This is a genomic window from Actinobacillus seminis (assembly GCF_002263215.1).
Taxonomy (GTDB): Bacteria; Pseudomonadota; Gammaproteobacteria; order Enterobacterales; family Pasteurellaceae; genus Actinobacillus_B; species Actinobacillus_B seminis.
Genome location: NZ_NLFK01000002.1, coordinates 110,274 through 133,132, shown reverse-complemented (window position 1 = coordinate 133,132; position 22,859 = coordinate 110,274). Strand labels below are relative to the sequence as shown.

13 protein-coding genes and 1 pseudogene are annotated in these 22,859 nt (G+C 42.5%); 5 read left to right on the top strand and 9 right to left on the bottom strand.

What is annotated here, in order from left to right:
• Positions 1-209: 209 nt before the first annotated feature.
• Positions 210-1,709, bottom strand: coding sequence for a YadA C-terminal domain-containing protein (locus CFY87_RS02790; RefSeq protein ID WP_094945779.1), 1,500 nt, complete (start codon positions 1,707-1,709; stop codon positions 210-212).
• A gap of 14 nt (positions 1,710-1,723) precedes the next feature.
• On the bottom strand, positions 1,724-7,990 hold the full coding sequence (locus tag CFY87_RS02785; RefSeq protein WP_094945778.1) for an ESPR-type extended signal peptide-containing protein: 6,267 nt from the start codon (positions 7,988-7,990) through the stop codon (positions 1,724-1,726).
• A gap of 283 nt (positions 7,991-8,273) precedes the next feature.
• On the opposite strand from CFY87_RS02785, the gene CFY87_RS02780 reads away from it, so the two are divergent.
• A complete protein-coding gene (locus CFY87_RS02780) occupies positions 8,274-9,443 on the top strand; it encodes a phosphoglycerate kinase (RefSeq protein WP_094945777.1) in 1,170 nt (389 codons plus the stop codon).
• 91 nt (positions 9,444-9,534) lie between these two features.
• Positions 9,535-10,614: a class II fructose-bisphosphate aldolase gene (fbaA, locus tag CFY87_RS02775; protein ID WP_094945776.1), complete on the top strand. Its 1,080-nt coding sequence runs from the start codon at positions 9,535-9,537 to the stop codon at positions 10,612-10,614.
• Positions 10,615-10,708: 94 nt separating this feature from the next.
• Here fbaA and CFY87_RS02770 read toward each other — a convergent pair whose 3' ends face one another.
• From CFY87_RS02770 to rsuA, 6 genes are all read right to left on the bottom strand, one after another.
• Positions 10,709-10,942, bottom strand: coding sequence for a zinc ribbon domain-containing protein (locus CFY87_RS02770; protein WP_094945775.1), 234 nt, complete (start codon positions 10,940-10,942; stop codon positions 10,709-10,711).
• A gap of 150 nt (positions 10,943-11,092) precedes the next feature.
• Positions 11,093-13,915 carry a lactoferrin/transferrin family TonB-dependent receptor gene (locus tag CFY87_RS02765; protein WP_094945774.1) on the bottom strand — a complete coding sequence of 941 codons (2,823 nt, stop codon included), beginning with the start codon at positions 13,913-13,915 and terminating at the stop codon, positions 11,093-11,095.
• Between the two features lie 194 nt (positions 13,916-14,109).
• Positions 14,110-15,714, bottom strand: a complete 1,605-nt coding sequence (locus tag CFY87_RS02760; RefSeq protein WP_094945773.1) for a transferrin-binding protein-like solute binding protein — start codon at positions 15,712-15,714, stop codon at positions 14,110-14,112.
• A gap of 94 nt (positions 15,715-15,808) precedes the next feature.
• Positions 15,809-16,048: a hypothetical protein gene (locus tag CFY87_RS02755; RefSeq protein WP_094945772.1), complete on the bottom strand. Its 240-nt coding sequence runs from the start codon at positions 16,046-16,048 to the stop codon at positions 15,809-15,811.
• Between the two features lie 203 nt (positions 16,049-16,251).
• A complete protein-coding gene (locus tag CFY87_RS02750; protein ID WP_094945771.1) occupies positions 16,252-17,709 on the bottom strand; it encodes a porin family protein in 1,458 nt (485 codons plus the stop codon).
• A 314-nt stretch (positions 17,710-18,023) separates the two neighbouring features.
• Positions 18,024-18,734 (bottom strand): 16S rRNA pseudouridine(516) synthase RsuA, encoded by a 711-nt coding sequence (gene rsuA, locus CFY87_RS02745; RefSeq protein ID WP_094945770.1) that lies wholly within the window; start codon positions 18,732-18,734, stop codon positions 18,024-18,026.
• A gap of 264 nt (positions 18,735-18,998) precedes the next feature.
• Here rsuA and CFY87_RS02740 point away from each other — a divergent pair, with 264 nt between their 5' ends.
• A complete protein-coding gene (locus CFY87_RS02740) occupies positions 18,999-21,266 on the top strand; it encodes an NADP-dependent malic enzyme (RefSeq protein ID WP_094945769.1) in 2,268 nt (755 codons plus the stop codon).
• Positions 21,267-21,553: 287 nt separating this feature from the next.
• On the top strand, positions 21,554-22,198 hold the full coding sequence (gene sodA / locus CFY87_RS02735) for a superoxide dismutase [Mn] (RefSeq protein ID WP_094945768.1): 645 nt from the start codon (positions 21,554-21,556) through the stop codon (positions 22,196-22,198).
• Between the two features lie 192 nt (positions 22,199-22,390).
• Here the strand turns inward: sodA and CFY87_RS12630 are convergent, their stop codons facing one another.
• Positions 22,391-22,489, bottom strand: a complete 99-nt coding sequence (locus CFY87_RS12630; RefSeq protein ID WP_419670239.1) for a hypothetical protein — start codon at positions 22,487-22,489, stop codon at positions 22,391-22,393.
• Between the two features lie 115 nt (positions 22,490-22,604).
• On the opposite strand from CFY87_RS12630, the pseudogene CFY87_RS12090 reads away from it, so the two are divergent.
• Positions 22,605-22,670: pseudogene (locus CFY87_RS12090) on the top strand (helix-turn-helix domain-containing protein); the annotation flags it as partial.
• Positions 22,671-22,859 lie beyond the last annotated feature (189 nt).

Genomic DNA, 22,859 nt, shown 5'->3' with positions numbered 1-22,859 from the left:
GGCTTAGGTCGGATTTTTTGTTCGCTATGCTCAGGAAAAAGCTCGTGAACATAAAAGCAATAAAAGCGATTATTTCCTATTGAATAAATCAACCTTGCTTCGAGCTTAGTAACTTTTATTTCGTTTGTAAGCATAACACTTAATAAGGATTGATTTTGTGATAAAAAAGCAGTGATTTCTCACTGCTTTTTACGGTCATAGTGCTCAGGCTACCACGTCCAGCCGACACCCACGCCACCGCCGAAATCACCGACAGAGTTACTGTTACCGTGTAATTTCAGTGTTATCTTACCATTATCGCTTAGGCGAGAATAGCCTATCGCTACCGCATTTCTGCCTTTGTAAGTCCCTGCGGACAACGCAACAGTCGATTTACCCGGGATCGCTACTGTAGGCAAAGCGGCAGCGGCATTTGCTCCAGCGATGCCTGCCTGCAAGTTGCGATTATTGGTACTGATGACATTATCCAAGCGATTAATGGCAGCGCCCAATTGACTGTCCACATAGTTTTTATTGGCGATCGTTTGTCCCGAACTGTGTGGACTCAGATCGGAAACCAAAGCTTCACCCCGTTCGGAGACTTTAATAATCTCTTGTTCACCCATTCTTAAGGCGCGGGATTTGCCGTCCAAATTCAGTCCCAGCGCCCCGTTTTCATAGAATGCTAAACGGTTTTCGCTTAATTTGGCTTGTTCTTTGCCGGTTTTGTTTTGGACGCTTAATCCGCTACTATCCAATCGTGCTTGTTTGCCGTCCACTTCACGAGTCTCAAAAGAGGTCATGTTTTTCAACTTGTCGGACAGTTTGACTTCCAGTCCCGTCTCGGAGGCTTCCACTTTAATGTTGCCCGCCGCCGTGGTCGCACTGTTAAACTCGCCCTCGCCTTTGATGGTCAATTTCTCGCCTAAATTTTTATGAACAGGCACGCCGTCATTGCCCTCAAAATTTAAGCCCGCTTGTCCTAAGGCTTGTAAGTCTTGCAAGTTTGCCCCGCGGTGAACATCGACGCTTGCATCGCCCGACAATAATTTATTGACAGCGCCATCTTTTGCTTTTAAGGCGGTTTGATAGGCTTCTTGCTTCGTTTTTAATATGCCTTGTGCCGATTCAACCTCTTTTTTCGCTTTATCCAATTTCGAGTTAATGTCGGCTAATGTTGATTTTTCGCCCTCGATCTTAGCTTTGGCTTTCTCTTTCGCCGCTTTTTCCTCCGGTGTAGTTTCCGGCATGAAAGACAATGCGGTTTCAAGAGCGTCAATGGCGTCCTGTTTCGCCTCTTTTGCTGTTTGTAGCGTCAACATATCGTCTACTTTTTTCGCCACCGCCTGTGCTTCGGTTTTCACTGCTTCGCCTGCATTTTTCACGTTTTCGGCATGCTCTTTCGCTTTGTCGGCATCAATACCCAAACCGCTTGCCACGTTGCCCAGCACCACAGGTTTATCGGTTTCACCACCGGTATTGACCAACGAAAGTTGCGGATTGTCCACTGCTTTTGGTGCAACTTGACCATTAGCAGCAGATTTCACGTTACCTTTATCGTCCACGTCAGTCGCTTTATAGTATTTACCGTCGTTGGCTTTGACCAAACGATTACCGTCTTTATCGGTAAATACCACAGTTCCAGCCTCACCATTGCGTAAAGCGTTGGCTTTATCATTGGCGTTTTTGCCGTTTAATCCATCTTTAGCAGTTAAGCCTTTATTAGCCATCGGTGTTTTGCCATCTAATATTTTTTTTTTTTTTTAGCTGCCTGCAAAGCACTATGCACCGCTTTGGAGCTCACCGCTCTTTCATCGTGTTCGGAAACCTCATCCGCTTTATTTAGGGTTAAAGTTAATTTTGCTCCATCTCCCTCTTTTTCGACTTTCGTTTTAATATCCTTTTCCTTCTTGCCTTTATCATATTTATTGGCTTCCGAACTGTCGATCGTCAATAACTTGTCTAAGTTGACCAGTTCTGTTTGATTTTCTTCATTTCCTTTGAATTTAAGCCCTCTTTCGTCTACATATTTTTTATTGGCGGCGTCATACTCGCCTGTTGGCGTATCGACAAAAATAATCCGTCTTTTGGTATCTGTACTCCCCACGGATACAGTTTTCGCCTCACCTGTTGAACCTTTGCCTAAAATAACCGCATCGTGAATTTTTTCATCCGCCGTTATATTAGAACCGATGGCAACGACTTCTCTCCCTTTGATATCGTTATCCGACCCGATGACATAGGATTGAACACCGGATACAGTATTAGTCTCACCGATGGCGATCGATGATTGACCTCCTACAACATTTTTTCTTCCTAAAGCAACACCGTCTATAGACGTAACATCCGAATCTTTACCAATAGAGATTGCTCCGGCATTTTTCGCTCCGGCATTTTGACCAATAGCAACCGCTCCGGCATTTTGAGCGATGGCTTTATCCCCCACCGCAATTGAGCCTTCGCCCTCTGCTTTGGTCTCCGGATTATCGGAAATTTTCACTGAGCCTGTTCCCATACCTTTTAGGTAATCAATCACCGCTTTAGCCTGTACTAATTCCGTCGTACTTTTTTTACCATTTTCAAGGTTTATTTTGCTAATACCGACATTTTCACCAAATTTAGATTGGTTACCACCGATATTCGAGCCATCTACTTTCAAGAAGTTTTTGTCTAGGGTCGCTGTTGAGGTATATTTCTTCAACTCTTCCGCTACCGCTTTTGAGGTGACCACTTTTTCATCACTTTCTAAAACTTTATAAGCTTTATTTAATTTCAGGGTAATGTTACCGATATTTGCTGTTGTTGTAATATCCCCATTTTCGCCTTCAATGGTTATTTTAGCACCAATTTGTCGGGTGAACTCACCTGTATTACCTGCAAATATCAATCCTTTATTGACAGTTGCGATTAACGAGTCAATCGCCCCTTTAAAGGTTGTTTGTGCTTTAACTGCTGTATCCGTTCCGCTTTCATCTTTCAATTTATCAAACGTCGAGGCTTTAAACGTTTTCGTGACAGGATCCACTTCCCCACCTAAAATATCCGTGCCTAAATTACCGAACACACGGATAACTTCGGCAAGCTGTGAGCCATTGATGGCGTCGGTGGAATCATTACTGACTTTGCCTGCAGCAACATGGGTAATAATACGTTCCTTGTCATCACTGCCCACACTGATCACGGATTTTTTATTCTGCTCAGTATCATCAGCACTGACCCCGCCCGTCCAGTTAAATTTCAAGCTGTTTTTTATGCCGACATTGATATCCGCTCCGTTAAATGCGGTGCCTTTTTCTTCCAAGGTTGAGTCTTTACCTATAGCGAGTTTATCACCCTCCACCGTGATGACACCCAATTTGTCTTTCACGCCTTGTGTCAGTTTGACGGTCATTTCTGCACCATTTGTTACTGTTTCGGTATAATCTTTCTCACCTTTAATCGTGAGGGTCTCGCCCAATTTACGAGCGATGTCAACACCTGAATCGCCTTTAAAGGTTAAGCCCTTATCCACAATGGCTTTGGCGACTGTAGATAAGTCTTTTACATTGACGGCGTTGCTATCATTATCCGGAGTTCCCGCGAGAACTTTGTTGGTAATTTCCGTACTATTCCCGCCATTGGCTGGCAAGCCTAAACCGCTGTTCACCCCCTTAAGTTGTTTATCATTTAAGTGTAAGCCGCCAGTTTTGAACGTGGCTTCAACCCCTTGAGATGAAATTTTAAGACCCTCTTGATTTGCAAAATCAATTTGCGGTGCAGTGCCATTGTCGGCTTTACCGCTAATCGAGGTGATATTTTGTAACGTGTCATTTAATTTAAATTTCACGACGCCTTTATCTTTAACTTCTGCGGTGATATTATCGCTGTTTGTAAAATTAAACCCGTCCGTCAATTTGACCTTTTGTTCGCTCGTGCCATTCGCCTTATAGCTTATTTCCGCATTGTTTAATTCCTGCGTAACCTTGCTAATCTCCGTATGCACCGCTTTGGAGGTAACGACTTTATCATTATTTGCCTCCACTTTATCGGCTTTATGTAAAGCAAATATAATCGCATTATTTTCGGCTTTTGAGGAGAGATCCGTACCGTCTCCCTTGATGTTGACGGTCACACCGAGTTGGCTGGTGAATGCTGTTCCCTCATTGCCCGCGAATTTCAAGCCTTTATTGATCGCGGCGATACTCTCATTAATAGCATCTCTAAATGTTTGTGGTGATTTATTTTTACTTCCCTGATAGTTCACAGCAGTAAAGGTGGATTTTTTAAATCCTGTTTTATCATTATCCGCTTTCTCCGCGCCCAATACGTCAACCGCTAATTTAGAAAACTCATCGGCGACGGCGTAGAGTTGACTTCCGTTAATGGCGTCGGTGGAAGCTGACGTTACTACACCTGCGGCGACATGTTTAATCTGTCTTTCTTTATCGCTATCGCCTATGCTGACGACGGATTTATCGCCTCCAATACCGGCTGTCCATGCAAATTTAACGTCTTTACTTGATTTAGCTTCACTTGGTGCGATTTCTTTCTTAGTCGCTTTCGACCCTTTACCTAAAGCGATTGAATCACCTGCCGCACTTTCTACTTTTGCTTCATGCCCCAATACGACCGCACTTTCAGCTTTGGATTCTGCCGAAGTTCCGATCACTACGCTGTTTTTGGCGTCTGTTGCCTTGGCTCTATTTCCTAAGATAACTAAACCGCTGATTTTACCCTGAACCGTCCCTTTTGCAATAATATTATTCCCCAATGCCAACACGTCGTCACCATTTTTGATTTTCGTTTTATTCCCGAGAACCACCGACCACGTAGCGTCTTCGATGACTGTTCTCCACTCATCATTCGTCGGAGAATTATCCGCTTTCGACCGCTCATCTACCGCTCCGATGACAATCGAGCTTTTCGCATTTTTTAATTTCAGCCCGCTACCGATAGCAACCACAGCATCTTTTCTAAATTTTCTGTCTTTCTCTTCTTGCTCAATATTAATATTCGATCCCACAACAACCGAATTTTTTACATTCGTACTCAAGCTGTGTCCGACCAAGACCGCAGAATCCGCACCCGTTTGTGCTTCTACATCCACACCGATAGCTACGGAATTTGCCGCTTTTGCTCCGTCATTGTTGTAATTTCCCTTGTTTTTACCTTCATCATGTACGGATAAGAAATGTAATTTTGAATCATTTAATTGCTTAAAGGTAACAGCGTCTGTGTCGTTGTTTCCATCTTGTAAGCCGGTGATTTTTTTGCTGTTTAGCGTCAAACCATCATTGGTAAATTCAATTTTCGTACCGCCGTTTTTGCCCATAACAGAAGCAATGCCTGTTAAAGCCTCTTGCAGCGATATTTTTACCTCATTGGTCGAAGCCTTTGTAGAGATATTGGTGTCGCCCTTAATATCCAGTCGATTCGTTACTTTAAAGTCTCCGCTATCCCCAGCCACATTAAAACTGGTAGCAACATTTTGAAATTTATCATCTACGTATTTTTTATTAACTAATTCTTTATTATCTGTAGGTGCATTCTCATTATCCAACATCACCTTTTTAAAGGTCGGAGTGTCGCTTAAGCCGATAGTAAATACCGCTTTTGAATTGGTGTCCTCTAATGTCAATTTCGTTTTTAAATTTGTACTTTTATGGGTTGTTTGAATATCACCAGCTTTAATCTCTAACGTCGAGCCAAGATAAAACGGTGTGTTCTTGGCAATATTTGTTGAGTCACCATCGCTAAACTTATACCCAGAATTAATCGCATTAATCGTATCCGTTAAAGCATCTTTAAAGGTTTCTGTTACCCTCTTTCCACCATTGACATAATTCACCGCTCCAAAACTAGGTCTTTTTAGTGTCGTATTTTGGTTTAACTCAACCCCCAATACATCTTTGACGCTATATAATTGATTCCCCGTTACCGCTTGATCGGATCCGGATTTAATCTCGCCGTCTAAGATATGGGCAAATTTGATTTTTTTACCCATATCACCGAGCGAGTATTCTTTACTGGCTTTCATTTCCGTTCTTGTTTTTTCATCCTCCCCTTTTGGACCGACGAAAACGTTATTTGCATCAATATGACCTAAATCTTTATAAGGCGTGCCGTCTTTTTTCACATAGGCTAATGCTTTTAATTGCCCGATAGTCGCGACGTCACTATCCAACGCTCCGGGTGCGACCCCGATGATTCTTCTCAATCCCAGCTTGTTTCCGTCTTTTGTCCAACCGACGGACACGATACCGGCTGATTTATCGGTTCTTAAGTTATAGCTTGACCCCTCGGGAACATAGGGTTCTAAACTAATAGCGTCTTTTCCGGTTAAGGTTGCTGTATTTTTGTTAGTATCTTGATAAAAATATTTTGTATGTGATTTATAACCCAAGGCAACTGAGTTATCCATGGTCGCTTCGGTTTCATTACCGATAGCTAGCGTGTTTAGACCATTTCTTTTATCACTATTAGATTCATTTTTCACCGCACTATTGATACCAATGGCGATACTATTGTTCCCTTCAGCACGAGATAGCGATCCCAACGCCATTGATTGTTCCCCTATCGCCTTGGATCCATAACCTAGTGCGGCTGTTTTTTCTGCTTTAGCATAGGCATACGGACCGATGGCAATTGAACGTTCACCTTTAGCATACACTTGACGACCTAAAGCGAGTGCATTTTCACCATAGGCAAGTGCATAATAACCAATAGCCAGCCCTCCCGTTTTTGTATTAGAATTAGCTTTCTCTTCACCAGAGCCTTCTTGCCCTACGACTTTAGGCTTAAAATAATCATTAGGTTTAGCAGTGTCCAATTCATCCAATTTACCAACCGTACTTACATCGTCATATATAGCCGTAACACCGAACACACTTTCTTTCGTTTTTTCTTTAAAATTATCAGAAGTTTCTACATTAGATAATGCTCGTGTACCAATAGCTATAGAGCCAAGTCCACCAGCATAAGATTCTAACCCATACACTATAGAACCATCGGAAATAGCTTGAACACCGTTACCAACTCCAACACTTCCTGATTTATATACATAAGTTTCATTTCCAATAGCGATCGATTTCTCACCAAATGCCATAGAAAATGCCCCCAAAGAGGTAGAATAGTTACCAATTGCTAATGCTAACGTTCCCATAGCCGTAGAATCATTACCGTAGGCAATACTTCTCGATCCAATAGAAATAGCATTATGACCTCTTGCCCAAGTATGGGATTTTTTTAATCTATTTTTACTTTCTTGATCGCCATTTTTAAAAGAGAGATAATTCTGATAATCATTTATTTCTTCTTTTGTCGTTGCATAATCAGCCGTATACAAGAAATCTTTTCGTTTATCATGTACTAACCTCCAAACATCGTAGCTTAACGCACGCTCTGCTCTGTTATCTTTCCCATCTCCTTTGGCATTATCTGAACCTATAGCAATAGAGTTATCCCCCCAAGCAGTGGCTTCGTTTCCTATCGCCGTAGAACTATCGCCATTAGCAAAAACCCTATACCCAATGGCTGTCATTTCTTGATTATAATCATCAACATTACTTTTATTGACATTGCTACCCGCAATAGCTTTATATCCTATTGATGTCGCACCATGTCCACCAACAACAGTACGTGAACCTACGGCAACAGTATGTTTAAAGCTCGCATTATTTTTGCGCGCTTTATTAACCTCCAGCCCTGCGGTATTTTCTTTTTTAGTAATTAATACAGATTCTTTGTTTTTTCCTTCGTGCACACCATCTTTATATGGAGCAATGTAAGACCCTTCCCCTTGATCCCAATGATACACATTATCGTTGTCACCATACGCCACACTCGACAACAGCCCCAACATCAACAACGCCAATGGTAAGACTTTAAACGCCCCTAAATTTCCGCCGAAAAACACATCGCACTTCGGCTTTTCCCCCGAACTGCTCGCCACTTGGCGGTTGCTGGCTAATTCAGAAACGGCTTTGGTTTGACCCGTTGTTACATCGTATTTGGTTTTGAAGATTTTGTTCATAGAAATTCTCTTATTGAATAGTAATTGCGTTGTGCCGAACCTAAGTGCGGTCGGCAAAGAAAAATAATCGGAATGTTATCACCCCCCCCGACTTTCAAGCGTTTTTTACCTGATCGTGCCGTAAAGCCCCGTCCTTTAGCGCGGGGATATTTAAGAAATAATTATTTAATAAAAAAATAATGGTGATAATTTGATCTAGACCAGTTACAAGCTAGTCGTAACTGGGTATAATGCCTAACAGTTTTCGTAAAATTTTAATCTTAATCAAGCAAAGAGGTAAATTATGTCAGTAATTAAAATGACCGACTTAGATTTAGCAGGTAAACGTCTTTTCATTCGTGCGGATTTAAATGTGCCGGTAAAAGATGGCAAAGTAACATCTGACGCACGTATTCGTGCAACCATCCCAACATTGAAATTAGCATTGGAAAAAGGTGCAAAAGTGATGGTAACTTCGCATTTAGGTCGTCCGACGGAAGGGGAATTCAAACCGGAAGATTCTTTACAACCTGTTGTTGATTACTTGAACAATGCCGGCTTCAAAGCGCGTTTAGTACAAGATTACTTAGAGGGCGTTGAAGTGGCTGATGGTGAAGTTGTGGTATTGGAAAACGTTCGCGTAAACAAAGGCGAGAAGAAAAATTCTGAAGAATTAGCGAAAAAATACGCCGCACTTTGTGATATCTTCGTGATGGACGCATTCGGTACGGCACACCGCGCGGAAGGTTCAACTTATGGCGTGGCACAATTTGCACCGGTAGCTTGTGCCGGTCCTTTATTAGCGGCGGAATTAGAGGCGCTGGGTAAAGCATTAAAAGAACCGCAACGTCCAATGTTGGCAATTGTCGGCGGTTCAAAAGTGTCCACCAAATTAACGGTACTGGATAGTCTTTCAAAAATCGCCGACCAATTAATTGTGGGCGGTGGTATTGCCAATACCTTTATCGCTGCGGAAGGGCACAACGTAGGTAAATCTTTATACGAAGCAGATTTAATCCCTGAAGCACAACGCTTGGCAAAAGCTACCAATATCCCTGTGCCGGTAGATGTGCGTGTGGGTACAGAATTCTCTGACAGCGCGCCAGCCACTGAAAAATCGGTATCTGATGTCCAAGCTGATGAATCTATCTTCGATATTGGCGATAAATCAGCAGAAGAATTGGCGAAAATCATCAAATCTGCAAAAACTATTCTTTGGAATGGTCCGGTAGGTGTATTTGAATTCCCGAACTTCCGCAAAGGGACTGAAGTGATTTCAAATGCTATCGCTGAAGCCACTGCAAATGGTGCATTCTCTATTGCCGGCGGCGGCGATACTTTGGCGGCGATCGATTTATTCGGTATTGCGGATAAAATTTCTTATATTTCAACCGGTGGCGGTGCGTTCTTAGAGTTTGTAGAAGGTAAAGTATTACCGGCGGTTGAAATTTTAGAAAAACGTGCAAACGGTTAATTTCTTGTAGGGTACATTGTGTCCCTACTTAAATATCCACGGACACACGCAATGTGTCCCTACTGATTGTTAACATCATAAGGAAACAAAAATGGCAAAACTATTAGACATTGTAAAACCGGGTGTAGTGACAGGTGATGACGTTCAAAAAATCTTCGCTTATGCTAAAGCAAATAACTTCGCTATTCCTGCGGTAAACTGCGTGGGAACTGACAGCGTGAATGCCGTTTTAGAGACAGCGGCGCGCGTTAAAGCACCGGTGATTATTCAGTTCTCAAACGGTGGTGCCGCGTTTTATGCCGGTAAAGGAATTAAACCAACCGGCGGTACACGTGCTGATGTGTTAGGTGCCATTGCCGGTGCAAAACATGTTCATACTTTAGCGGAAGAATATGGTGTGCCGGTCATTTTACATACCGACCATGCGGCGAAAAAATTATTACCATGGATCGACGGTTTATTAGAGGCAGGCGAAAAATATTTTGCAGAAACCGGTAAACCTTTGTTCTCTTCTCATATGTTGGATCTTTCGGAAGAACCGATGGAAGAAAATATGGCGATTTGTCGCGAATATCTTGCACGTATGGATAAATTAGGCATGACCCTTGAAATCGAAATCGGAATTACCGGTGGTGAAGAAGATGGTGTTGATAATTCAGGCGTGGATGAGTCTAAACTTTATACTCAACCGGAAGATGTCCTTTATGTTTACGACCAATTAAGCCCAATCAGCCCGCGTTTCACTGTGGCAGCGGCATTCGGTAACGTGCATGGCGTGTATAAGCCGGGTAACGTGAAATTAAAACCGTCTATCTTAGGTGCGTCACAAGAGTTCGTATCTAAAGAACGTAATTTACCGGCGAAATCTATCGACTTCGTTTTCCATGGCGGTTCCGGTTCTTCACAAGAAGAAATTCGCGAAGCTATCAGCTATGGTGCCATTAAAATGAATATCGACACCGATACTCAATGGGCAACATGGGATGGTATTCTTCAATACTATAAAGCCAACGAAGCCTATCTTCAAGGTCAATTAGGTAACCCGGAAGGGCCTGATGCACCGAATAAAAAATACTACGATCCACGCGTGTGGTTACGCAAAGCGGAAGAATCCATGTCTAAACGCTTAGAACAATCTTTTGAAGATTTGAATTGCGTTAACGTATTATAACTTCAGCTTTTGAGCTAACAAAAAGGGTATTGATTTTTGATCGATACCCTTTTTTTGGCATGAAAACGTGTTAAAAAATGACCGCACTTTTGAGTTATCCATGTTGCCATAAGGCGGCAATGGCGATAACAAAGACAAAAATTGCCAGCCATGTTAAATGCAATTTGACGCTTTTGCGGTTAATTTCTTGATTGGCTAAACGTCGTTGCTCCAGTTTTTGCTTATATATTTCCAAATCTTGTGGTGCAAAGGAAAAACCGCAATGAGGACAAGCGAGTGCGTTTTCACTGATTTTACGCCGACATTCCGGACAACGAACTAATGCCATAATTTTTCCTCTTAATGGTCAAGATAGCGATAAGTAATAAAAAAATACCGAAAGCTGCTTGAACCTGCATAACAAGACTTCAAGCAGCTTTATTTATACGAACAAATCATCTTAACCGTTTTTTAACCCGATTGCAGGCAGTTTTTTTAATTAAAACTTCATTTCCATACTTAACGTAAAGTTTCTGCCCGGTGCGGCAAAACGTGCCGAATGCGTGCCTCGGTCTTGATTGACGGCATTGGCAGCGGACTGACGCACACTTTCCCATGTGCTATATTTACGATTGGTTAAATTATAGATACCGGCTCTCAACGTGAATTTTTCTTTCCAAGTGTAGTATGCCGTCAAATCGTAAATATACCAAGCTCGGGTGCGTTTACCTTTAATCTTAACCGTATTGCCCCCACCGTACACTTTACTGCCGGTCAATTCGTCATTGCGTTTAGCTTTAGAATAGGTAGCACTTAAATTAAAGCCCCATCTTCCCTCCGGGTCGTCATAACCTATGCCTGCCACAAAACGACCGGGCTGAACAGCTTCCAATGTCGGTTCGGCAACGATGATGTAGCCTTCGTACAACTTACGTTTTTTTATTTTGACACGGTTATAGGCAAAATTGGAATATAACCCTTCAGGCAGCTTGTCGCTGACACCTGCCCAGTCGATTTTGCCCAAAATATTGATGCCGTTGAGTTTTACCTCTTGGGTGCTGTAAAAATCGGTTACATAACCCAATCCCTTGACATGTTTATCTGCACGGGCAAGCAGGTTTTTATAGTTGTTTTGGAAGAAACTGGTCTCTATCACACCAAAATCGCCCTGAACGGCCAAACCAATTTCTTGGTTAAAGGCTTTTTCGGCGTCGAGCTGTTTGCGGTTCAAGAATTCTGCTTGAGTGTACGGATTGTCTTTTCCGGCAGCTCCTGTACGTACGCCGTAGAGTTCATAAAAAGCGGGGACGCGGAAGCCGTTGGAAACTCGGTAAGACACAGTCACGTGTTCAGTGGGGTAAATACTGAGTCCGGCATTCCAAGACCAATTGCGGTAGGTGCCGCCTTTAGTCCATAGGTCGATAGCGCGAAAGTTATGGCTGTCATAACGTACCCCTAGCCCCAAATCGACGTAATCACCAAAGGCAATATGGTCACGCAAGGCAATATAATGTTGCTTGCCTTTGATAGCACGTGGCGTGCAGTCGCGTTCATCGCCTTCTGCGTTATTGCAGAGATTGATTCTTTCCAATGTAGGAGATGTTTTTTCACGCTCGTAAATCTTCGGGTCATCATATGTACCTTTGCCGCTTATGTGTTTATAGTCCGGCATTTTAGCGTATTCGGAATAAAAATCGCTGCGTTTCAAAGTGGAATTGTGCGTACCGAAGCCTGCCGCCACCGACAAGTTATGCGCCGTCCCCCCCAAATTAAACGCCTTTTCCCAGTTTAATTGCACCAGATTGAGAGTCTCTTGATAGCTATTCTTCTCCGTACGGTAACGTGACCAAGGTTTTCCCAAGTCGGCACGACAACGTTCTACATGTGGATATTCGCTACACGCGGTTTCATGAAGGCGACTGGTTAATTGAAGATCTTGGTGATCAAAACTCACCGTCAACTTATCTACCCAAGAATTTTTTTCAGGATTTTCATAACGGTAGAAAACGCCGGAGCGATTTTTAGTGTGGCGTTCGTCAAAAAATTTGCCTCTGGCATAACGCGCCCCACGAAACCCGCCATTCCCTAGACCAAATACCAATCCCTCTAACGGATTGGAGGAAGTAGTTATCCCTTTATTCTTGATTTGAAGGTCTCGACACTTACCGTCCGGACAAACATCGTCATAGGTATAATAAGCACGCTGGGTCATATCGTGAATATCATAACGCTGCTTCGTATGCTCCAACACACCGCCGACATAATGATTGGACGAGAAACGGTAACCGCCCTTCCAGAAGAAAGAGCGACTTTGGTAGTCCATCGGATTAGGGCTGATGCGGTCAGGACCCGTATAATCTTTGGCAGAGGCGGTACGTGTCGGATACGGCATTTTAGCAGCCTGCGCCTGCTCTTCGGGGCTTAATTCCGAGCGTGGTTTCTGCCGGTCGTTATTCACTTCAGCCTTGGCTCGGCGGCAACTCATGTCCTTAGACGGACATTCGTCGGCATTGATGTAATACGTATTCGACCGTTGACCTGAATTAGCATTGGAACGAAGATCCCACTCGTCAAAATACCCCTCCAACGGACGGTAAGTATGTTGCACTTCTTCGGCGGCAGGATGCACGCGAGTTTCCTTCCCTTTACGATGGGTAAATATCGCCAAACTGTCAAAACCGCCGACACGGAACGCACCGGCAACAGATTGGGTAAACTGACTGTTTTTGCTGCTGTAAGCCGTTTTGCTGTCCAAGCCCCAGTTTTGTCCCTCTTTAATCACATCATCCGCCTCTTTGGTACGAAAACCTACCGCACCACCCAAAGCACCGCTACCGTATTCTGCCGAGCTGGAACCTTTACTCAACTCAATCGACTTAATATTCTCATATTCAATTTCATTAATCGCGCCGCCGTTAGCACCTGACCCCAAGGTCAAATACGACTGCGCCTGTCCCAAGCCGTCCACCAGTATCGCAACACGGTTTTTATCAACACCGCGCATCGCATAGCCTGACGTTGCGCCACGCCCCTGCTCCACCACCGAAATTCCCGGATCATAACGGGTTAAGTCGCGGATATTCAAAATCAGTTCTTTATCAATGTCTTCACTGCTTTTGACCACCTTACCCAAACCGGTGACTTCATTGTCGTGTCTGCTGATATGGTGTTTGGCTTGCACATGGATAGCGTCCAACTCCTGCAGTGCTTCTGTGTTGCCACTCGGTGATTCAGTATCGGCAACCACCTCAGTAAAAGGTAAAAAAATCGTGCTGACAGCCAATGTTATCAGCTTAAGTTTAAACAAAGGTTTTGTAGACATTTTTTTCGTTCCGTGTAAGTAAAAGACGGATGGGTCATGCTTTCTCAACAAAGCCGAGCGATTTACCACTGCAACATCACACCGTCAACAACGACAGGCGGCGGATTTGACAAACTTTTTCAAGCAGGTTGAGCATATCAGCAGATACCCATCCTGCTACCTGAAATATGTTTCAGGTAGCTAGAGTTAAGATTTCATTTCTGTTGCAATAGTTCTTGGCGTTTCGCACCGAACACCCCGCCGACTTTATCGCCCGTGCCATTCGATGTGATGGTACCGCCGATTTCTTCTGCATTCGGACCGTAGAATGCGCCCTCAATATTGGCATTGGCGAAGGTTACTTTGGTACCACCAGCTATACTGCCTTTATCTAACTGAAAGCCGTCATTTTGGGTTTTAGCCATGCCGGAGAAGCCGTTATCTGTAATCGTGCCACCGTCTAACGTGAGTGCAGGGGTAATACCGTCGGCATCAAAAAATTTGCCTGCAACTGTCTTACCACCAAAATCAACATCAAATTCAGCACGGCTTTTAGCATGATTGCCGTTACGAGAATCGCCAGGATCGACAGTACCTACTTTGTTATCCTTACTTGAAAAATAAGCTTGCCATGTACCAAGGTATTTTGCGTTGCCTTTTTGTTTCGCCATATCGGCAAGCGAAGTACGTTCGCCCGTTAGGAAGAGATAACCGTTTTTAAATATGGAGATAGAGCTGTTTGAAGCATTGTTTTCTGTTGTTTGTTCCCCATAGCTGCCGAATTTCACATACGCCAAATTACTGCAACATACGGTAACTTTGTATTTTTTGTGGTTTTCATGGTTGTTCTTGCTTAGCTTGCTACCGTCTATGGTGGTAATAAAATCATTCTTACCTGCGTTGTTTGCGTTTGTGCCGTTGCCGGTCGTGTTATTGGCTGTATCCTGTGGCAACAAGGGGAAGTGTCTGCCGTCCAACACTAAATACGCCGCATTGCCGAAAGTATCCATATCGGTTCTTTTCAGGAACTCACTACCATTTTCCGGATTATCCGTACTGATTTTAACGGCATCAAATAAGGTTTCCACCGGTACATCTGTACCGCCATTTTTTGTCTCACGTTTTGCACCGAAGACAACAAACAGGGAATTGTCATCCGTCAAGAATTTACCTGCCAGTTCCTCGGCTTTGGGACCAAAGAACCCGCCCTCTAGACGGCTTTTAGCATCTTTACCGAAAATGGTGTGATCTTTTTCTGTTGCCATTGCTGAACCGACAAAACGGTTGCCGTGAATCTTTGCCTCAATGGTGTAGCGCTCTGTTGGCTTTGGATTAGTAGAGGAATCAATTATCTCACCATTACTGATCAATTTCCCAGTTAATTTTTTATTCCCAAAATTCGCCTCAAAAGTCGCCCAATGCTCCATAGGTTTATCTTTGAACTTGCGATTTACCCGTTCATCCAAAGATGTCGCTCCCACATGATTACCCACTGTATTACTATAAACGTAAGGGGAAAAGTCACCAGCAATTGATCTTCGTTCATTAGAAGCATCGCTAACAAAATCCCAATAACCTGTATAAGTGGCTGTTTGCGTAGGCATACGGGTCGAAGGCTGATGTCCTTGATAAAAAACATACCCCATTAACCCTGCATTATATTGTGTATTTTCTTTCACCCTTATATCAAATTTATTAGATCCTAAAACATAACCAGAGCGAACATAGGTCAGTGATCGTTGGTTAGGCTGTTTTTCATTATGAGAATATATAATGCCTTCATCTCCCAACTCCGTGTTGTTTTTATCAAATTTTGGCATTTTTTTATTTTTTCAGAAAAAACTGTAGGAATTTGGTTTAATGCATGATGAATAGATTCAACTTGACCAATGGGTACTTTATCTTGTTTTGCCTTTAAAAACACATTCCTACGCGGAATCTCTGTCGCATAACCAGGGCGGGTTGGTTGATTTCTTCTACTGTTTCTTGCTGCCGTTGTTTGGTCGGAACATCTTGATAAGTGGGACTGGAACTACCCGAGGAGGGAGAGGTATGCTCGACGTCGTCTAAATCAAAGCTACCTTTGCCGGAAGAGCAGGCAGAGAGCAAAGCCACACTCAATACCGAAAAGCCTAATAATTTGAAAGAGGTCATTTATCTATATCCTTTCTTATAAAATAATATATAAATAATAATGATTTTTTTTTTTTTTTTTTCATTTTTAAATAATTACAAAAGTTTTTTAAAAAATCCCTCCTACCGAAAAAACAATGCCGCTTATTAATTTCCTTAAACGGTCGCGGTTATTGTAACGACACAACGGTCAGAGCAATTAGAGCGTGCTGTTTTGCCTGTATTCAAAACTGCTTATTAATTTCCAGAAACAGGCGCTGTTTGTTGTAACGGAACAATGGTATGTTACTATCCGTTTTAGTGTATGACCATGTTAACCGTGGTGTTAAACCTTGCCAGTGTAGGGCACGATGCCATACGCTGACCTGTACGCCCAACTCTCGATTACGTTGGGTTTTGTTGAAAAAGCCTGCACTGCGATAGTTTTTTTTGCCATAAGAAGTAATCAAGCGTGTGGAAAGTCCTTTCCAGTCTTGCAACCAGCCCGCCCGTACCCCGATACGGTCAAAAGAATCATCGCCATCTCGTGCGTTATTGCGATGCCAGTCTATTCCTCCAAACCAAGCTTGACTCGGATTGTGTTGATACACCGCCGATAAAGAAACAAAGTGCGTATTACCGTTTAAATGCTTACGTGTCCGATAACGATTTTGTGCCGTTTCAGCTTTCAGACTCCCCTGCCATTTGGGACTGAATGTGTGCGTCGCTTCCAATGCAATGCCACGACTGTTGGAAAAACGTCGTAAGGTTTCATTGCCTTTCTTGCCCCCTGCATACCACGCTTGCTCAAAAAATGGCAGAACAGTAATGCTATTTTTAGCATTTTGATAACCGATACCTATTGAAGCACGCACATTGACTTCGTTGAATCGTTTGTTGTTCCAATAAAATTTACTGTTGCTGTCTAAACGCCATTCGTTAAATAACCCATTTTTCCAAAACCATTTTTTGTTTATGCCCAGATTGACGGCTAACCCTTGACCTGACTCAGCCTGATCACCTCGCCAACCTCCGCCCAAATCAGGATTTTTAGGAGCGTTGTTAATATTTTTGTCGTTGATATACGTTGTATTACCGCTGAATTGCCAATGACTCTGTCGATGGATATACAGCAAAACCGCTTCAATTTCTTGGGCAAGTCCGGCGGGTAGCTGATTTTCGCTTTGCACCTTGCGAAACTGAGCTTCTGCCGCATCGAATTCTTTATTGGACAATAAGGCGGCGGCGGTCTGTAAACGCAAAACCGACCAATCAGGTTGTTGTGCTAAGGCTTGGCGGTATAAACGCACGGACTGTGTATATTGATGACGCCAACGCGCAATCAGGGCTTTTGCCCAAAGGTGAAAAGTGGGGTCTTGCAGGTTTTTAGGTAACTTTTGATAGTGCGGCAACAGCAAAAAGGTATTCTCTCCATTGCCTTGCAATAAAGCCGCCATCAAGGCACGCTCAAGTAAATCAGGATGTTGCTGTAACTGGCTTTCGCTTAATGCAACCGTTTGCTGTGGCTGAATGTTCGGCACAACGGTTTGTGTAGGTTGTGTCGGCAAGGCATCTTGAATGTTTTCACGTACCCGCTCATCTGCAATGCGGTGATCGTCCAAATGTTCGCTCGGACTTTTGGGACTGTGCGCCAGTACGGAAACCGGAAAAAGAAGAAGAATGGCTGATAAAGTGAGTTTCATTATTTCAATCCTTTTTTATAGCATGGATAGCCGAATTTGGGGTACAAGTACGTAACCGGTAGCGGCTATGCAAGCGACATCCCAGAATAAGCATAGACACTGAGCCTGCTACAGCCTAAATCAAAATGGTAATCATTATTATAGATATTAGGTATTTTATCAAGGTGTTTTCTGCTATTGTTTGGATATCAATACGGCTTTCTATCGGTTCACGGATTAAATATGACCCAAATCACCAAAGATCGTAGCGAGCCGGTACATCTGTGGCACTGATTTACGGCACGGTTAGATAAAGCCGGCTTCAATTGTTTGATTCACGATCTTGATCCTTGATTAAAAACAGCAATTTCCGCTTCACTTAATGGGCGAAACTCGCCATCCGATAAATTGTCATCCAGCATGATGGCACCAATTTTCCAACGGTGCAAATCGACCACTTTGTTGCCCAGCGCGGCAAACATTCGTTTGACTTGATGATAACGTCCTTCGCTGATGGTTAAATTCACATTGTAGTCGTCTAAGATTTCAAGCGTTGCCGGTTTAGTTGGCGTCTTTTCGCCGCGCAATAAAATGCCTTTTTCGATTTCCGCTTGATAGAAGTCTTCTACCGGATCGGCAAGGGTGACGAGATAGGTTTTGTCGCAGCGGTGTTTTGGCGAAGTTACGCGGTGTGACCATTGTCCGTCGTCGGTAAGTAAAACCAATCCGGTCGTATCTACATCCAATCTGCCGGCGCAATGTAGTTTGGCAGCGATAGGATAATCGAAAAATTGATAGATGGTTGGGTAATCTCCATCATCATGACTACAGACATAGCCCTCCGGTTTATACAACATAAAATATTGTCCGCGCTCAAGCCAAGTTAATTTTTCGCCGGCAAAATAAATTTCATCTTCCGAGCTAACTTTGGTGGCGCCGCTTTTTTCAATTTTTCCATTAATTGTGACCGCACTTTGGCGTAAGGCTTTGGTTGCTTGGGAGCGGGTTAATTGTGTATGTTCGGATAAAAATTTGTCTAATCTCATGGGGTTACCTTGCTAAAAAAGAAAATTGCTTGATGTTATGTAAACGAGCGGGCTATTGAGCATTTTACTATAAACCGTCTAAAAAAACGAAATCTATTGCATACTAAAGTGCGGTCAAAATTTATAGAAAAATGTCAATAAATGTGTTCAATGTCACAGAATTATTTGTTATTTGATTTATAATAAAACGTTGCAAGGATTTTAACATTTAACAACAATGATATTTTTACTCGTTAATTTACCAAATAAGGAGATATTAAATTTATGGATGTACAGTTACGACAAGCCGCATTAGATTTTCACGAATTTCCACAACCGGGGAAAATTGAAGTGACCCCGACCAAATCATTGGCAACCCAACGGGATTTAGCCTTGGCATATTCTCCGGGGGTGGCAGAACCGTGTTTGGAAATTCAAGCGGATCCGGCGAATGCCTATCGTTATACTTCCCGCGGTAATTTAGTTGCAGTGATTTCAAACGGGTCGGCAGTATTAGGGTTAGGGAATATCGGTGCATTGGCAGGTAAGCCCGTGATGGAAGGAAAGGGTGTATTATTTAAAAAATTTGCCGGGGTAAACGTATTTGATATTGAAATTGATGAACGCGATCCGGATAAATTAGTGGACATTATTGCTTCGTTGGAGCCGACATTCGGTGGGATTAACCTAGAAGATATTAAAGCGCCGGAATGTTTCTACATTGAGAAAAAATTACGCGAAAGAATGAAAATTCCGGTCTTCCATGATGATCAACATGGTACTGCGATTATTTCTGCAGCAGCAGTGATTAACGGTTTACGCATTGTAAATAAAAGAATTGAAGAGGTGCGTTTGGTGGCGTCCGGTGCCGGGGCGGCGTCGATTGCGTGCTTGAATTTATTGGTGTCATTGGGTATGAAACGGGAAAATATCACGGTGTGTGACTCCAAAGGCGTGATTTATCAAGGGCGTGATGATCGTATGGATGAAACCAAAAAATTATATGCGATCTCGGATAACGGTCAACGTACTTTAGCTGATGCTATTCCGGATGCGGATATCTTCTTGGGTTGTTCTGCAGCGGGCGCCTTGACGCAAGAGATGGTAAAAACCATGGGACCAAGCCCGTTAATTTTAGCCTTGGCAAACCCTGAGCCGGAAATTCTTCCGCCATTGGCAAAAGCGGTTCGTCCGGATGCGATTGTGTGTACCGGTCGTTCCGACTATCCGAACCAAGTAAACAATGTGCTTTGTTTCCCTTTTATTTTCCGCGGCGCGTTGGATGTAAGTGCAACCACCATTAATGAAGAAATGAAATTGGCGGCGGTTTATGCTATCGCAGATTTGGCGCTTGCCGAGCAAAGTGATGTGGTGACATCTGCTTATGGCGACGGGGAGGTGAGTTTCGGTCCGGATTATATTATTCCAAAACCGTTTGATCCGCGTTTGATCGTGAAAATTGCGCCGGCGGTAGCAAAAGCTGCAATGGATAGCGGCGTGGCAACTCGTCCAATTGAAGATTTTGAGGCTTATATCGAAAAATTGACTCAGTTTGTGTATAAAACTAATTTGTTTATGAAACCGGTATTTTCACAAGCCAAACAGGATAAAAAACGAGTATTATTGACGGACGGAGAAGAAAGTAAAGTGCTTCATGCCGTGCAGGAAATTGCAACCTTAGGGATTGCGCATCCGGTATTACTTGGACGGACAGAAGAAATCAAGCGTTTGATTAAAAAATTGGGCTTGCATATTGAACAGGGGCAAGATTTCGATATTGTTGATATTGAAAATAATCCATATTTTGAAGAATGCTGGAAAGCGTATTATGACAAATTGAAACGCCAAGGGATGACTCCCGCAGGTGCGAAGCGAAAAATGATGCATAATCCAACCGCACTTGGTTCGGTGTTATTGGATTTGGATAAAGTAGACGCAATGTTATGCGGTTTGGTTGGACCTTATAATTCCCATTTACATAATGTGAAACAAGTGATTGGTGTGAAAGATGGAGGGATTGCCGCTACCATTAACGGATTGGTGTTGCCGACCGGTAATTTGTTTATTGCCGATACTTTTGTTAATCAAAATCCGAGCGCGGAAGAATTGGCGCAAATTACTTTGATGTCTGCAAAAGTGGTGAAACGTTTCGGTATCGAGCCAAAAGTGGCGTTAGTTTCCCATTCTAATTATGGTACTTTGGATGATCCAAGTGCGGTCAAAATGCGCAACGTTTTGCAATTGGTAAAAGAACAATCACCGGAGTTGATCATTGATGGCGAAATGCATTGTGACGTAGCGCTGTCGCAAAGTTTGCGTGACGAAGTAATGCCAGATAGCCCGCTTAAAGGCTCAGCCAATATTTTGATTATGCCAAATATGGAAGTTGCTCGAATTAGTTTGAATTTATTACAAGGAACGACAACACCAATCACTATTGGACCGATTTTAATGGGGATGAACAAAACTGCGTATATTATGACTTCGGCGTCTTCTGTCCGTCGGATCATCAATTTGGTTGCCGTAGCCGCAGTAAAAGCACAACAAAGTTAATTGGTTCTATTTGATATAATCACTATGAAAGCTCAACGAGAACGTCGTTGGGCTTTTTGTTGCAAGTTAAGTTGAGATTGAAGAATAAAAAATGCGTTTTTTATTATCGTATTCAAATTTACGGTTAAGTACATAGTAAGCAACACATAATTTTCTTAAGCGCAATAAATTAAAGGGGAAAATAGTATATTTCCCAACCAAAAAAGAAAGATTTAATGATCTTAATCAAATTTTTTGCTAAAATGACTGTGCTTTTTACTCATAAAAATAAATGAAGGAAACTAATCATGGCTTATACTTTACCACAACTCAGTTATACCTATGATGCATTAGAGCCTTATTTTGATGCTCAAACGATGGAAATTCACCACAGTAAACATCACCAAACTTACGCAAATAATGCAAGTGCGGTAGTTGAAACCTTGCCACAGTTTGCTAACTTATGTCCGGGTGAATTACTGACTAAATTGGCAGAAGTTCCGGCAGATAAGCGTACAGCAGTACGCAATAATGTTGGTGGACACGTAAACCACAGTTTGTTCTGGAAATGTTTAAAAACCGATACCACATTACAAGGTGCATTAAAAGATGCTATTGTCCGTGATTTCGGTTCTGTTGAAGCATTTCAAGCCGAATTTGAAAAAGCAGCAGCGACCCGCTTTGGATCAGGTTGGGCGTGGTTAGTATTGACCGCTGAAGGTAAATTAGCCATAGTATCAACCGCAAATCAAGATAGTCCGTTAATGGGGAAAGACATTGCCGGTTGCGAAGGATTCCCTCTTTTATGTTTAGATGTTTGGGAACATTCTTACTATTTAAAATATCAGAACCGTCGCCCGGATTATATCAAAGCATTTTGGAATGTGGTCAACTGGGATTATGTGGCTGAACGCTTTGAGAAAAAATCTACCAACGGTAATTGTGCTAAATAATATGTTTGAGACTAACATAAATTAGCAATTATGTTAATTTCTAACGGATCTTCTATCCATAAAAAGAGTTTTAACAACTCTTTTTATGGTTTTAAAATTAGCTTGAAAACGACCTTGTTTTTGCAGTACTTTATCATGCTGTCAAGATTATCTTTTGTAGGAATTTTATCAACTCCGTACCATCCCCGTCCTTCAGAGCGGAGATATAAAAATCAATTTGAACTCGTCTAAAATCGCTTTCGTAAAAACATCACAGCGGTATTTTGTTACAAAGACTAAGTGAACGTACATATTAAAAGCACAATGTCTGCCTCAGTTTCTTTTTTCATAGACCAAGGGTAAAATGTGGGAAAATCACATTCTAAACCTTGTCAATGTCGCTGCGCAAAGACTTAAGTTCTAAATAATGCCAAACGGCGAGCAAATCCGCCGCATTAAACAGTTCTGTGATTGTTCTCGTTTTGTGTTCAATGACTGGTCTTATTGTTGAGGCAGGTTGAGAAGAATCTTTGGCACAAAGTAGCGTAGCTATTGTACTTCCAACCCATATAATTAAGCATTTTTTAATAAAAATGTTGCATTATTTACTTTCTTTTTTGTAATAAACATAAAACGTAAAAAATATTTTAATGATCATAATTCTTATTAGGCATTGTAATGC

What these genes read in the sequence shown, in the direction of transcription:
- CFY87_RS02790 (WP_094945779.1), bottom strand. Translation starts at nt 1,709, where the DNA reads ATGGCTAATAAAGGCTTAACTGCTAAAGATGGATTAAACGGCAAAAAC.
- CFY87_RS02785 (WP_094945778.1), bottom strand. Translation starts at nt 7,990, where the DNA reads ATGAACAAAATCTTCAAAACCAAATACGATGTAACAACGGGTCAAACC.
- CFY87_RS02780 (WP_094945777.1), top strand. Translation starts at nt 8,274, where the DNA reads ATGTCAGTAATTAAAATGACCGACTTAGATTTAGCAGGTAAACGTCTT.
- fbaA (WP_094945776.1), top strand. Translation starts at nt 9,535, where the DNA reads ATGGCAAAACTATTAGACATTGTAAAACCGGGTGTAGTGACAGGTGAT.
- CFY87_RS02770 (WP_094945775.1), bottom strand. Translation starts at nt 10,942, where the DNA reads ATGGCATTAGTTCGTTGTCCGGAATGTCGGCGTAAAATCAGTGAAAAC.
- CFY87_RS02765 (WP_094945774.1), bottom strand. Translation starts at nt 13,915, where the DNA reads ATGTCTACAAAACCTTTGTTTAAACTTAAGCTGATAACATTGGCTGTC.
- CFY87_RS02760 (WP_094945773.1), bottom strand. Translation starts at nt 15,714, where the DNA reads ATGCCAAAATTTGATAAAAACAACACGGAGTTGGGAGATGAAGGCATT.
- CFY87_RS02755 (WP_094945772.1), bottom strand. Translation starts at nt 16,048, where the DNA reads ATGACCTCTTTCAAATTATTAGGCTTTTCGGTATTGAGTGTGGCTTTG.
- CFY87_RS02750 (WP_094945771.1), bottom strand. Translation starts at nt 17,709, where the DNA reads ATGAAACTCACTTTATCAGCCATTCTTCTTCTTTTTCCGGTTTCCGTA.
- rsuA (WP_094945770.1), bottom strand. Translation starts at nt 18,734, where the DNA reads ATGAGATTAGACAAATTTTTATCCGAACATACACAATTAACCCGCTCC.
- CFY87_RS02740 (WP_094945769.1), top strand. Translation starts at nt 18,999, where the DNA reads ATGGATGTACAGTTACGACAAGCCGCATTAGATTTTCACGAATTTCCA.
- sodA (WP_094945768.1), top strand. Translation starts at nt 21,554, where the DNA reads ATGGCTTATACTTTACCACAACTCAGTTATACCTATGATGCATTAGAG.
- CFY87_RS12630 (WP_419670239.1), bottom strand. Translation starts at nt 22,489, where the DNA reads ATGTACGTTCACTTAGTCTTTGTAACAAAATACCGCTGTGATGTTTTT.